This window comes from Edaphobacter lichenicola (assembly GCF_014201315.1).
Taxonomy (GTDB): domain Bacteria; phylum Acidobacteriota; class Terriglobia; order Terriglobales; family Acidobacteriaceae; genus Edaphobacter; species Edaphobacter lichenicola_B.
This window is the reverse complement of sequence record NZ_JACHDY010000009.1, coordinates 1-13,781: the sequence shown is the minus strand read 5'-3', so window position 1 is coordinate 13,781 and position 13,781 is coordinate 1. Positions and strand designations below refer to the sequence as shown.

11 protein-coding genes are annotated in these 13,781 nt (G+C 55.2%); 3 read left to right on the top strand and 8 right to left on the bottom strand.

From position 1 onward, the window contains the following. Window positions 1-566: 566 nt before the first annotated feature. On the bottom strand, window positions 567-1,124 hold the full coding sequence (locus HDF09_RS20065) for a hypothetical protein (RefSeq protein ID WP_183769254.1): 558 nt from the start codon (window positions 1,122-1,124) through the stop codon (window positions 567-569). Window positions 1,125-1,401: 277 nt separating this feature from the next. Between HDF09_RS20065 and HDF09_RS20060 the strand changes: the two genes are divergently transcribed. From HDF09_RS20060 to HDF09_RS20050, 3 genes are all read left to right on the top strand, one after another. Further along, window positions 1,402-2,475: a PDDEXK nuclease domain-containing protein gene (locus tag HDF09_RS20060; RefSeq protein ID WP_183769253.1), complete on the top strand. Its 1,074-nt coding sequence runs from the start codon at window positions 1,402-1,404 to the stop codon at window positions 2,473-2,475. 142 nt (window positions 2,476-2,617) lie between these two features. Beyond that, complete coding sequence (locus HDF09_RS20055) at window positions 2,618-3,472, top strand: tyrosine-type recombinase/integrase (protein ID WP_260181849.1); 855 nt, start codon at window positions 2,618-2,620, stop codon at window positions 3,470-3,472. 428 nt (window positions 3,473-3,900) lie between these two features. Next, window positions 3,901-5,055, top strand: coding sequence for a serine hydrolase domain-containing protein (locus HDF09_RS20050; protein ID WP_183769251.1), 1,155 nt, complete (start codon window positions 3,901-3,903; stop codon window positions 5,053-5,055). 54 nt (window positions 5,056-5,109) lie between these two features. Here HDF09_RS20050 and HDF09_RS20045 read toward each other — a convergent pair whose 3' ends face one another. The 7 genes from HDF09_RS20045 to HDF09_RS20550 all read right to left on the bottom strand — a co-directional run. Further along, the gene (locus tag HDF09_RS20045; RefSeq protein ID WP_183769250.1) at window positions 5,110-5,838 is read right to left on the bottom strand and encodes an SOS response-associated peptidase; all 729 of its coding nucleotides are present in this window, start codon (window positions 5,836-5,838) and stop codon (window positions 5,110-5,112) included. Between the two features lie 142 nt (window positions 5,839-5,980). Then, the gene (locus HDF09_RS20040) at window positions 5,981-7,906 is read right to left on the bottom strand and encodes a DUF3560 domain-containing protein (RefSeq protein WP_221270239.1); all 1,926 of its coding nucleotides are present in this window, start codon (window positions 7,904-7,906) and stop codon (window positions 5,981-5,983) included. A 372-nt stretch (window positions 7,907-8,278) separates the two neighbouring features. Then, complete coding sequence (locus HDF09_RS20035; protein WP_183769249.1) at window positions 8,279-10,285, bottom strand: ATP-binding protein; 2,007 nt, start codon at window positions 10,283-10,285, stop codon at window positions 8,279-8,281. Between the two features lie 370 nt (window positions 10,286-10,655). Continuing rightward, the gene (locus HDF09_RS20030) at window positions 10,656-11,027 is read right to left on the bottom strand and encodes a single-stranded DNA-binding protein (RefSeq protein ID WP_183769248.1); all 372 of its coding nucleotides are present in this window, start codon (window positions 11,025-11,027) and stop codon (window positions 10,656-10,658) included. 372 nt (window positions 11,028-11,399) lie between these two features. Further along, complete coding sequence (locus HDF09_RS20025; protein WP_183769247.1) at window positions 11,400-12,254, bottom strand: RepB family DNA primase; 855 nt, start codon at window positions 12,252-12,254, stop codon at window positions 11,400-11,402. A gap of 133 nt (window positions 12,255-12,387) precedes the next feature. Further along, on the bottom strand, window positions 12,388-13,251 hold the full coding sequence (locus HDF09_RS20020) for an ArdC-like ssDNA-binding domain-containing protein (RefSeq protein ID WP_183769246.1): 864 nt from the start codon (window positions 13,249-13,251) through the stop codon (window positions 12,388-12,390). Window positions 13,252-13,557: 306 nt separating this feature from the next. Further along, on the bottom strand, window positions 13,558-13,781 hold a 224-nt coding region (locus HDF09_RS20550; protein ID WP_221270237.1), incomplete at its 5' end, for a hypothetical protein.

The following is a 13,781-nucleotide window of genomic DNA, read 5'->3' as shown; positions in this document are numbered from 1 at the left end:
CTCTCTCTTTCGAGTGCCTCACGAAGCTGCTGAACCTCAATGGGACGCCACATCCGGTAATTGTTCTCGGGGTCACGCATCGGTTCAGGCCAAATTCCGGCAGCAAGCCGGCGCAAAAGGGTGCGCTGTGAGATTCCCAGCACTGACGCAACCTCAGAAGTCAGCAGATTGTCAGATTTGCGTACTCTTTTGCGTGGTGACATCGTAGTGAGATCGTATGCGATCACGAGACCTGATACTAGCGCAAAGTACAAACCCATGACAAGGTGAACATAATTGGACAACAGGGCCTTTTCGGCAACACTAAGGACAAAGAGAACGTCGTCGTCGTTATCTATTTTTTTACTATTTTTCTTTTCTAAGAAACTTCCCTAAAAAGCTTACCTATTAAGCGTAAGCGACTCGCTTAGAGGTCCTGTCAGCAGTTCGCTCCCAGGTCCTGTAAGCGCTTCGCTTTCAGCCCTATACGCGATTCACTTACTCCCCCAGTGAGCGAAACACGTACTATAAGCGATGCGCTACCTGTAAGCGTATCGCTTGTGTAGGGCTGACAACGAAAATAGCTTTTAGCTTTGGTGCTGGCTTCGCAGCTCTGCGAGGAATGCCCGTAGATCATCATCTTCTACCTCGGGCGGTCTAGCAGGCGGCTCCAAAACCGCTTGCACCTGGGCGAGGTCGTTCTGCATCGCCTGCGCGAGTAGCGCCAAACTCTCAAGCATGGCGACCGTAGAATCGGCGGTAATCTCTAATCGCCCAGGCGAAAGGGAGATGTGTTCCGGCAGGTCTCTCAGCATGATGCTACGGAGGTCCGCAGGTAGAGCAACTCTCAATGGTTTAGGAGAGGGCGGTGCTTCGGCCTCGCGGACTCGGGATCGAAACGCCTGGTCGAAATCCTGCGCGTCAATCATGGCGTCCAGGAAGCTGAGCAGGAAATTGCGTTCCACAAAGTGGGCTCCGCCGACCGGCTGCACCTCTCCGATGGCCTTCATCAGCGTCTGGGCGGTGGCCCGGCCGACGCCGAAGAGCCCTTCAATATCCACGCGGCCCCATGTTTCGGTACGTGCGTGAGCGGCGCGCTCCCGGATGGAGTGCAGATCGCGGGACCATTTGACGGGACGACCCATCGAAAACCTCAGCTTTCTGACACCTTCAGGATACCGGGATTATTGGCACACCTGCTGAAAACCACCTCGATGGAACATCGTAAATCATCTACGATAATGTATATTGTCGTCGGCAATTTCGTGCTATCGTCAATTTTGCAGCAACTGCTGCAAAATTGGGCGCTGCTACCTTATTGATGGTGGAGGAGACGCAGGATGTGGAGTACAAGCACCGGCCACGACCGTTTGGGCCTACCAGAAGGGCAGGGAAGCGCTTCTGTCGAGGACGGAGGGCGCCGTGGCTGAACTAATCCCGCTCCCTTCGGGCTACCCAGCGCTGCTCGAAGATTTAAAAACCCGGATTCGCGCCGCCCAACTGCGCGCCGCCCTGACGCTCAACCAGGAAACCATCCAGCTCTACTGGTCCATCGGACAGGATCTCTCCTCCCGCTTTGCGGCTGAGGGGTGGGGAACGAAGGTGGTGGACCGCCTGGCCAAGGATCTCGGAACGGAATTTCCCGGCGTGGAGGGCTTCAGCCTCCGGAATCTGCGCTACATGCGTTCCTTTGCCGAGGCCTGGCCTGATCCCCAAATTTTGCAGCTTGCTGCAAAATTGCCCTGGGGACATCACATGGTCCTGCTCGACCGTCTCAAAGACGGCCAGAGCCGGGAATGGTATCTGCGGGCGTCCATCGAACACGGATGGAGCCGCAACGTTCTTACCCATCACATCTCGACCGGGCTACAGGAACGGGAAGGGAAGGCGCTCACCAATTTCTCCCGAACGCTGCCGGCAGAGGATTCGGATCTGACGCAACAGATTCTCAAGGACCCCTATTCGTTCGAGTTTCTGACCCTGAGCTCCAGCGCCAAAGAACGGGAGCTGGAGCGTGGGCTGCTCAAGCATCTCCGCGACCTTCTGTTGGAGTTGGGCCGCGGCTTCGCCTTCGTGGGAAGCCAGGTGCAGCTAGAAGTCGATGGGCAGGCCTATTTCATCGATCTGCTCTTTTACCATCTCCGGCTGCATTGCTATTTTGTGATCGAGCTAAAAAATGGGGCCTTTAAACCGGAATACGCGGGCAAACTAAGTTTTTACCTCTCAGCGGTGGATGCGACGATGCGGACGCCGGTCGATGGTCCAAGCATCGGAGTCCTGATTTGCGAAAGCCGCAGTGGTCCTACCGTGGAATACACGTTGCAGAACATCAATCGCCCGATCGGCGTTTCGACCTACCGAGCCACTCGCGAACTTCCCGAACCACTTCAATCTGAGGTTCCATCCATCGAAGACCTGCAAGAGGTGGTCGAAAAGTTACGCAAGGAACTGAACGAGACCCGCCAGGCGCAAGAAATGGATGTGGAGGAGCCATGATAAGACACTGGTCTTTGTCCAAAGGCGAATCGCTACCTGTAAGCGAATCGCCTACAGGGTCATGAGTACCGCACTGGTTCTGCGCGAGCAACCGGCAGGGAACTGGGCCGTATACGTTGCCGGCGTTGCTGAGCTGCGGCGAATGGTGCTGCTGAGCGTTGCTTCGGAACATTCGAAGCGAAACTACGCAAAAGCACTCGATGAGATATTTGCGCTTTGCGAGATGCGACAACAGCCACTCTCTCGCGCTCTTCTGATGGAATATCGTGCTGCGTTGGTGGAAAAGAAACTGAGTGCGTCGACGGTGAACGTCCGCCTTTCTGCGATTCGGAAGTTAGTCGGTGAAGCACAACGGAACGGCATTCTTGATGCGGAGCAAGCCGCGAAGATGACGGACGTACCAAACATGCGTCAGCAGGGGACGCGGTTGGGAAATTGGCTGACGCGTGACCAGGCTAAAGAACTGCTTGCCGTACCGGATCGATCGACCATCAAGGGCAAGCGCGACTACTGCATCCTTGCTCTTTTGGTTGGCTGTGCTCTGCGCAGAAAAGAGTTGTCCACACTAACGCTCGATGACATTCAGCTCCGAGAGGGCCGGTGGGTCATCGTGGACTTAGTTGGTAAAGGCGGCCGAGTGCGGACGGTGGCAATTCCGGTGTGGGTAAAAAACGCGATCAACGCCTGGCAAACGGCGGCCAAAATCGAAGATGGTCGTCTCCTGCGTCCGCTTTCGAAAAGCGGACGAATCCTGGGGGAAGAGTTGGGCGATTGGGCAATCTGGAGTGTGGTCGAGGCCTCCGCGAAGGATATCGGGATCGAGCACTTCGGGGCGCATGATCTACGGAGGACCTGCGCGAAGCTTTGCCGAAAGAATGGCGGCGACCTGGAGCAAATCAAATTTCTTCTCGGCCACTCCTCGATCCAGACGACGGAACGTTATCTGGGCTCTGAGCAGGACATTGTCATCGCGGTGAACGACAATCTGGGACTATAACAACGTCTAATGACGCAGCCCGCACACAAACGCCGGATCTGTTCCTACGATATGGCGGAGGTGTCTCCAGAGGGATATGTACTGGCAGAAGAGCAGGGAGAGATGTACTTCTGCGATGCACGTTGCCTCTGTCTATGGGCAGTGCATTTTGTGACGAATCCCCGGCGCTCCGAAGAACAGAAAAGGATTGCTTGCGAATTGACCATGCCCTCAGGTGAGCGGCGGAAATTTACTGACTTTATAGAAGCGGCTCAGTGGAGTGCTGCGAATGCCCTGCAAGGCGATTCGAACCCCTGGCGCGAAAATGGAATCAAGGTAGATTAGTGCTGGTTGCAATGGAATGCTGCCACTGAATGCAACGCAGCAATATAGATTTTGCGGTTGATGGAATCCCCGCGTTGTCCTCTACAGGTCGGAATTGTATAACCATGAAAGGAGCCGAATACACTATTCATATGTGCCTCTACGCTCGACAGTTCGACTTCCGGACCTATATTTCTCTTGTCTTTCTTACTGTGGGCACCTTGTCTGCCGTCGGCCAAGATTCAAAGACACAAGAAGCTCTCAGGGATGCAGACGCCTACATAACCTCGCAAACCGCTCAAGACTCTTTTCGAGGGGCGGTGCTTGTCGGCATCAATGGCAAAATCGAATTTGAAAAAGGCTTCGGATTTGCGGACGAAGAAGGGGGTACTCTTAACAGCCCAGCCACAGAGTACCGCATCTTCTCGATGACAAAGCAGTTCACCGGTGCTTGCATTCTGTTGCTTGGGGAACGTGGCTTGCTGAACGTGCAGGATCCAGTGTCGAAGTATGTCGCAGATCTTCCTGAGTCCTGGCGGCAAATTACAATTCATGAGTTGTTAACGCATACGTCGGGAATTCCGAATTATCCCGACATGACTCCTCGCGCCAAGGAACTGGACCGCCTAGGTGCGACTCCACGAGAGATGCTCGAGATTGCAGCGACTAAGCCCCTCGAGTTCAAGCCTGGAACCCAACTTCACTATTCAAATACAGGCTACATATTGCTGGGCATGGTTATCGAAAAGGTCTCTAGTCAAACCTATGCAGAATTTCTGAAGAAAAACATCTTCAAGCCGTTAGGAATGGAGAACTCCGGATATGACGATCAGGCTCTCATCCTCAGGAATAGGGCTGCGGGTTACTCCTTCCGTGACGGCCATGTAATCAACGCTACCTTCGGCGATATGACTGTTCCTTTTTCCGCCGGTGGGATCTATTCAACGGTCGAGGACATATTTCGCTGGAACGAAGCTCTCACTAAACCCGGCAGCCTTCTCACTGCTCGCTCGTTGGATCAGATGTTTGCAATCTACCCAGAAACGACTGCCTACGGCGGACAGAACTATGGCTATGGCGTTGTGATCGCTCACAAATTCGGAAAGCTTTTGTACTATCACGGGGGCGGCTGGTACGGATTCGGAAGCATCCTCCAGCGATATCCGAAAGAGCATGTCTGCATCGTTGTACTTGCGAACACTGACCACGCGAACCCTGGAGATATAGCAGATCACATCGGGATCGCTCTATTCGGTCAGCCTCTACCTGTCGCTAAATGAACCGATAGAAAATTCCAGAAGTGACGAGCTATAGGACGCAGAGGCTCAATGCTATTACTCGGGAAACAGTGATGGAGTGACTTGCATCGCCTCAAGTGGGTTTGTCAGTGGCTCCAGCAATTGCGGGCCATCGCCCTTCAACGGCGCTACTCTCCACGCCTTCATACTTTCAGAAGGGTATGTCCTCACAAGGTCAATCGGCAAGTGCGACGATTCGGCGGGCGCAAGCCAGCGGTCGTAGTCCTTCGGCTCAAGGATGAGTGGACAGCGATTGTGAAATGGCTCAAGAACCTCGTTCGGGTCCACAGTGACGATTGCGAAGCTCTCCAGCACGTTACCGCTTGCTCTATCCTTCCACCTATCCCAGATGCCGCCGAAAGAAAAGAGCCTGTCATCCGTGAGCGCAACCGCCCACGGTTTAGTAATCTTTCGTCTCTTGTCCTCTGGAGTGGGCACCTCCCACTCATAGAAGAACTCACCGGGAATCAGGCAGCGGCGTTGCTGAAAAGGCTTGATCCATGCCCCGCTAATGGTGAGCTTGTCATCGCGGGCACAATTCGAAATCATCTTGTGCATTTTCGACCAATACGGAACCAGGCCCCACTCCATCAGGCTCATCTCCCGCTCGCCTGTTTCTTCACTTAGGCGCACAACTGGTTGGAATGTGCCGGGGGTGATGTTGTACCCAGGTGGCATGGGCGGAAGATCGGCAATCTTGCGGCGCATGGCGTAGTGCTCTGCGATGTATTGCTTGTCGCTTCGTCGTCCGTATCGTCCGCACATAGGAACAGAATAGCGCCTGTCTCAGCGTTGTCCCCGTATAGCGGGAAAAGCGGTCAAGGGGAAAAACCGACGGGGTTTGTCCCCTTGCGCCCGCTTCGGAGGCCGCATCGCGGCGGTTTACTCTGAAGCGGGCGGCACCTGGTTATGCGTCCAGCATGAGGAGCACGGTGCGAACGCTTGTACCTGTGCTGATGAAAGTATCGGAAGGCAATTCTTCCCAGATACCGCCGCGCGCTTCAACGATGGGCCTTAGCTTGTCGTTCTGCCTCGGGCCGTTGGCACAGATGGCGACGAGTCGGCCTCCGGGCTTCAACATCTTCAAGGCGTGCATAATGTGCTTGATATCATCTGCGTTCGAAAACGGAGGATTCATAACAATGCGGTCGAATGTTCCTAGATCGCCGTTGCACTCCAAGAAATCGGCCTGCCGTGTGTCATCGACACAATCAATCGTGCGGAGCCGGTGAGCCATATTGCAATTCAGCTCAACCGCCGTGATCGCGTAGCCGTGAGCATTGCGGCGAATCGCATCAATGATTCGGCCTGTTCCTGCGGAGGGTTCTAAAACCTGTTGCCCTGGGCGAATGTCCGCAAGCGCGACCATACGGTCCGCCAACTCGGGTGGGGTAGGGAAGAGCTGCGGAGCAATGACAACCTGAACCCCTGCTGCTGCTGCTTTGCCCATCTCGTGTAGTTGCTCATAGCTGGGAATACGGTCATCCTTCGGAATGGCCGCGTGAATCGCGCGGCTCATTTCCATAGAAGGACTAACGTCGGTGCCTTGGCGCAAATCCTTCTCACGCGCGAAAACCTCGGGATCGGCAGGGGCAAGCGGCGCGGCGGGTGGGTCAACCCGCTTGGCGTCGGTGATGAAGATGTGACCGTATTTGTAGCCTGTGGTCATTGCATGACGTACCCGATGCCGCGCATGGGTCGCGGTCGCATCGACGGCGCGAGTGGTCTTGTAGTCCTTGTGCTTCTTGTCCCATTCGGCCTGTGTCATCTGTGCGAATCCCTCGCCGGGGTAGTTGCAAAGCGGGGGAAGTTTCGTTGCGGCTTTGACCTTCTCGATGTCGCCGGGTCCGGGTGCGCGGTAGTCCTTTACGCGCTCGATCTCGATTTTTGTGCTGCTGCCGTGCCAGTGACGAAGCGGGGTTGTGCTTATGCTGTTGAGCGTTCCGCCTGCTCTGTTGAGCTTCAACACCACAACCCACTCATCAGCGACTAGAACGCGCCCGCCCACTTCGATAGTGAACTGCGCGGCTGCGATACCTCCAGCCTCTCCAAGCATGGCCTTTTCATAGGCTATGCGGTTTTGTAGGTGCTCGATCCATCGACGGCTCTGCTGCTCAATGGCCGGTAAGCTACTCGACTTCGCCCAGCGTCCGCCACGGCTCCCGTTGGTTATCCAGACGTGCTCTTCGCCGTCCCACATTTGGGGCTTGGTCTTCGGGTCGGGGGTGAAAGAGTTCTGATATCGGCGAAGATCGGCTTCAAGTCCCTTGATGCGGCGATGCCGCACACCGGGAAGCTCTTTGTACTTTGCATGTCTCAGTGCGCCTTTGGCGCGGTCTTCCCAATACTTCGCCGTGTGCCACATCTTGACGGTCTTACGCATCCCGTTCTCGATCCGCTCGGCGTCCTTGCGGGCGTGGCGTTCGCTGTGGTGGCCGATAAGAATAGGTTGACCCAGCGGGATATTGTCAGCGATGCGTGAAACGGCTTCTTGTGCGCGTTCTGCGTCGCCAATGCGCTTATCTTTGTAATCGACAAAGCGGTCTGCTCGCTCCTCAGCACGCTCGACTAGGCTTGTGTCTTCGTCGTCAATCTCGCCGCACAATTCGATGAGGAGGTCTTCGCGTTCGGGTGTCCACATCGGCGCAACGAAAAGCTCCTGTTTCGGCGCATAGATGAAACCTGCGCCCCTCACGCGGGCGTATAACTCGCGGTCTAGGCGCGTGGAGCTGTATAGCCTGAGTTTGTTGTCTTCTGGTGAGTATGTCGCGGTGTAAGTCATGGGGTAGTTCCTCCGTTTTTGAATGGCCGTGCTGTGTTTGCCAACAAACACGCCTTGGCCCTGGCCCACGCCAGCAGGGGCGGCAAGCGCAAGAGGTGGGGTTCCCCACCCTTGAAACGGAGCGATCAGCGGAGTGGAGGGGGCGTAGCGCAGCGGAGGTCTGCACAAGCGAAGCGCGGAAGATTGGGGTGCCTCTTGACGCGCGCCAGGGACGGAGTCCCTCAGCAGGCTTGGTTTCCTTGCATCAGCGTGAAACGCAGGGATTGCTTTGGCAGTTGTTCTTCGGGCGGACGTTGTGGGCAGGAATAGGGCGCGCAGCGGTCGATGGAGCGGAGACATCCGTGGACACTGGCCGACTAATCGGTACTTGGAAGGAGTTAGACAGTGATGCGTTGGAGCGGATAAGGCAATTCGGCTCGAGAGCTATGAGATGCCCAACTTGTGGAAGAAGATACGGTTTCGAAGCCTTGCGTCCCGAAGGATTTTGTCCCAAGACAAGACCTCGATGTATAGATTGATGTTTTCATACCAGAGAAACCAACCGAGACGGTCCGGCATCACTTTGAAATTCTTCTCGCGCAATAACCACTCTTCTACTTTGCTGGTGAGATCGCAGACCACGTAACCATAAAACGGTGTATTCGTTTCGACCAACATTTTCTTACCCTTCGGCGTTTTATATTTGCCGTCTCGAATGCTATTCACGTACCGAATTATCTGCTGTATAGGATCGTCTTTGGACGATGGGTTAACAAAGTCGTCTCGCTGTGGTTTCTTAAATTCGAAGATAGTGATCGGATTACTGGCCTCGTTGTCGCCGCGGAACAAAATTCTTTTGTCGTACACAGCCAGATCGGGGCGTTCTGACTTTCCGCCGTTTAGCGGAATGTCCGACGAGACGTAGCTCGAAAAATTCAGCCGCTCGTCGATGATCCAAAGATTGTGATCATTAAAGGCCGTTATTTCAGTGTCACCCTTACGGGGGAAAATAATGTCGTGCACCAAGCCTTCGCTCTGATATGCGCCGCCGTCATCGAGCTCAAGACTCTTGCCAAAGAGTTCTAGTATGTTTCGGCGCAACGCAATGTAATGCACCAAATCGTTCTTGCCTGATTCAGAAATTGCTTCGACTACTCGGGCAACATTTGGTCGCAAGTCTCCGAGGGCTGCTCCCGCAAGAATCTGATCGACATCCTTGCGCAGTTGTACTTCATGTCGATATTTCTCCCTCTGTAGACGCATCTCTATTTCTTCTGCGGAGGGGTTGTACGGCATGCTCGTCAAGTCGAGGGATTTAACGACATATTTATGCCACGGGGCCAGGTCGTCAACATATGTCTGTACATCCTCTTGCTTCTTCTGCTGACGGATCAAAATATCGGAACCGAGTGCCTCTTTTGCAATTTCCGCGGCTGACGTTTCTATGTCGTCTTGAGTGATCTTGTAAAGCGGTTCCCCGCCAGCAGATAAATCGAAGCTCCCACGTTCCAGAGATACATGGCGATCGAGGAACCGGCCAAAAACATATGCTTTGACGATGTAGTTTCTTGCAGCACCTCCGTCAGGGCCGGGTGTCCTTTCATAGAAGTCTTCTGAAAATTCAGGGATGTATCCATGCAGCACGGAAGAGGAAACTTCACGTTTATGAGCGACGAGGCTGATGCGGCTCTTAAGGTTTTTTGGAAAGAAGAACTTGAAAAGTCGAATGTGGAACTGTTCTATAGTCTCGTCGAACGTCAGCTCGAAGGAATCTTTCGTGAGCGGGATCTCCTGAATCACGGATGAAATCTGATTGCTGACAAAGTCGTTAAGCACCACCGCGTCAGAATCGTCCAGTTCTGACAGAACAATCTTGGGGCAGTTGTAGTTGGCAGTGATGAAATACGGCAGGAGCTTCTCGGCGAGATTCCGAGCGATGGTCTCCAGCCGCTTATCAAGCGACTTCATCTTCTTGATCCACTCGAGGCGGACAATTGTTCTGGACGCCGAGGCTTTGGACGGACCGTTCGATTCATCAACGATGATCTCTTTGCCTTTGCCCATCCGGAACGAACGATGAAAGAAGCTATCCTGCGCCTTGTAATCGCTCTCCACCTGGAGACGGTCGAAATATTTGAGACAGATAAAGCGCCCGAACCCTTTTCCTCCGTCGCTAATCTTCAGGTCTGTATAAAGTGTGTCGAACGAATCGCGGTTTTCTTTTGTAAACCCAATTCCGTTATCCTGGATCTCAAACCCTGTGATGTCGGGAAGGCTCCCATCGGCTTCCAATTGAGCGCTTCGTATTGCCCTAATCTTTACTTCTCCGGCCTGAGAGCTATTTTGCTCGGTTGCCTGTATGGCGTTCACGATGACTTCGACGATCGCGGTGTAGACCGTTGTGACGCCACGAATATTCTCGATAACCCTGCTGACGTTTACGTTGCTCATCGAAACCGGCGACCTCTGCAGCATTGTTTCATATTCGCTTTACCTTCGCCTCGTCTAAAAGACGACCTTCGAGATATCTGGATGCTGACCACCGTCAAAAACCGCACGTCTCAACTGACGTAGCAGTCGACGGTAAGGCTCTGGTGGGCAAGCAGATCATCGCACGTCTTGCAGGTCGTGTCAGTCTGACGCAGAGAGTCCCCATAAACGCCCATGCCGCCAGGAATGATTCTCGGTTGATGCAATGGTGCAAAACAAGCAACGCTGACACTGAGACGATCTGAGTCTACTCGATCTCACTGACAGCCTCTATGTTGACAACAAATGGTGGATGAGACTTTTTCTGTCTCATCCACCTGAAAGCCGGCGATTACTCGTCGCCGGCTCCGTCTGCTGGATCATCAGCGGTCTCGATCTTCGAGAGTCGCTTCATGCTGATGGCGTGGATCTCCGCGATCCGGTGCTTGAACGTGGTGCCCTCAATCTCATCCTCGACCTCGCGATACCGCAAGGTGCCTTCAAGAGTGATGAGCTGCCCCTTCTGGAGAGTTTTGGCGAATTTCGAGAGATTCCTCCACGCATAGACGCGATGCCATTCGGTGCGGGTTTCGTAGTCGCCTTTGTCGTTCTTCCAGCTCTCCTGGGTTGCGATGTTGAGGATGACGTACTCTTTGTTGTTCTGAGCGGTTTTGGCTTCTGCGTTCTGTCCGAGGCGGCCGATGAGAATGACTTTGTTGAACATGGTGTTTGGCTCCGTTTCTTTTGGGTTGTCCGCTGTCTGCGGTACATGCTTGCCCAACGGGTGTGCCGTCGCGACCCACTCCCTCGGCGACTGGACGGAATCTGCGGAAGGGGACCACAGCTTGCCTGGGGTAAGGAGTCCGCACCTTGCAGAGGCGCGTAGCGGATTTTTGGGAAGGAGAGCGTGCGTCCGAAGGGCGGGGGTGCTTTGAGCGCGGCACGCTGAACGCAGATAGAAAGGCAAACCGGAAGGGAGCCACCCTGTTCAACGGCCTTCCCTCATGACGCTAGTTGCAAAAGCCAGCTCAGAAACTCGAAGAGTCAATCACAATACAACAGGGGAAGAACGACAACGGGACTTGAAGCAAGGATGCTATCGCTCGGCCCATCTCCTCGCCTTCTCCATAGTTCTCCGGATGTAGGCAGCTCGCTTTGAAGTGCTGGGATCGCGCGATAGATAGTCGTCTTCAAGGGCGCGTTCGATACGGTCTCCGGTCATGCCATTGGCATAAGCGGCGACACAGAAGGCAATGTCAGCAGCGGCGGGCCGGTCCTGGTACTTGGTGGAGGTACGGAAGCGTTCGAGAGACAGATTCGATAACCTCGGTCCCCGTTGGGGAGAAAGAGACGCCTGTATGCGTCGGTCCTCTCGCTCCTGTTCTCGTTCTTCATAGAGTTTCGTGATTTCCTGTACGAAGGCCTCTGCCATCGGATACTGCTCGCCACTATTACTCTTGAGCCGAACGAAAGGGAATAGACCATCGGGCTTGCGGTACTTGGGTTTGCAATTCGTGAAGCCGGGGAGCCGCCCGAACCGCCTCCAGTCCGCCGCGCTTGGATCGGCATCGTATCGTCCGGCAAGCGTCTGTGCGGCGAAAGTTCCGATGAGTTTTGGAAACACATCGGGGTGCTTCAACCAGGCTTGGAAGTTGCCGGCACTTGTCTCAACAACTGCGCAAGGATTGAAGCCATCCGCCGCGAGCCGCGCGAGCGTGGCCTCGTTGAGGTCGTCAAGTACGGTGAAACGATGCTCACCTGAAGGACGGATATAGATATGGGAGCCGCGAACGTTGCGATACTTGAGTAGCGAAAGCCGGTCGAGCACCGCCGCGGCGGGAATGCCGTCGAGGCCGGGAAGCATCCCGCGATCACTCAGGACACCGATATCGTAGAGCGGCGCCTCAATAGCTGTGAGCATGTTGCGAACTGTGGATTCGGTCTTGTCCATCGACGTCACCCTTCAAATGTATTTCACGGTGGGAGGGGCGCCGGGGAGGGAACGGCCCCGGCAAAAGGGGTTTGGGCGACCCTTTCCCTTGGTGGGAAGGGTCGCCGCGTTTGCTCGCGGGCAGGGAGCGCGTCTAGGCGGGGATGGCGAGCGGGGCGGGGGGCTGTTCGCCCTCGCCCTCCTCGATCTGTTCGCCTGAGTCCTCAATCATGCTGATAATCTTCTTCGCAGCAGTGCCGATGGTCTGAAGGGAAGCGGTCAGCATCTCGGCGGTTACGTCATAGGTTGCAAGATAGAAGCGGCTTTCGGAGTGGATGCCGAAGTGAGCGAGGACCGCATAGGATACGGACTCGGCCTCAAGCTCTCTCTGCTGACGTGTGGTGCCCTCGCGGTTGGTTCGGTGCATCAATTCGTGGCCGATTTCATGGGCGATTACTCCGCAACGTGCGGGGGTGTCTAACGTCTCCTCGATCTCGATCAATCCGCCCTTGCTATAGCCTTCTGCGTTACCGGCGATAGCCTTGTAAACGAGCGTGATGTTGAGGTGGGCCGCTGCCTTCTCCAACAGCGGGAGAAGGGTTTCACCTCCTTCTGTGGCGTTGGTGTTCAGTTCGGGGAGTGGTTGGCCGTCCGTCTGTTCCTGAGCGAAGACCGACACGGAACGGAAACCAAAGGGCCGGGATACCTTCTCCGTGGTGCCGTCTTTCTCCTCGTCCACCTTACGAACGATGGGAGCAAGAATGCGGATGCCGGTCTCGCCCTTCTTCACAAATCGGCCTAATGATTTCCAAGTGTTGAACCCGGCAACGCGGGTTGCCTCTGGCGCTTGCGTCCAGATGAGAAGGCAATTACCGAAGGAATATTTGTAAAAGCGGCTCACGGTGGACAACCACGCGAGATAGATTTCTGACTGCTTCGCAGCGTCGGTCTCGGCGCATAGTGCGGTGATAGATTCGTTGATCTTTGCGGTGAGTTCCTGTGCTCTGTCGTTACTCATGTTTGTTGCTCCTTGGCTCTTGAATGGTTTGGCTGTGGCTGTTCTCACAGACACGCCTTGGCCCCCGGCCATCCGGGTGTGGGTAGCAAGCGCAAGGGGAGGGGAATCACCCATCCTTGTCGGCGGAGCTGAAGGCGGAGACGCTAGGGCAAGCGCAGCGAAGGTCTGCACAAGCGCAGCGCGGAAGACTGCGGGAAACCCCTTGCACGCGCGGGGAGCGAAGCTCCTTAGCGGCTTTGGCTGTTGCGGTTGTTGCGGCGTCTGGCGTGAATCGACGGCGTAAACGTCGAGGCCGGAGGCCCGCCCCTAGCGGTAGCGTCCTGGGATTGCTGTTGCGGAGTCGGGGAAGAGGACGAGGCCGGGTTTCATTGCCGGCGTCGTGTCCCCGTTTGGCAGTTTCCAAGAAGGAGGGGTGCAGGGGAGGGAACGGCCCCGCCGCGTCCGCAAGGCCGCGTGTCCATTCGTGACTGGATAACTTCCAACATTCCGCGCCCGCAAAAAGCAAAGAGGGGCTGAACGCGCAGCCCCTC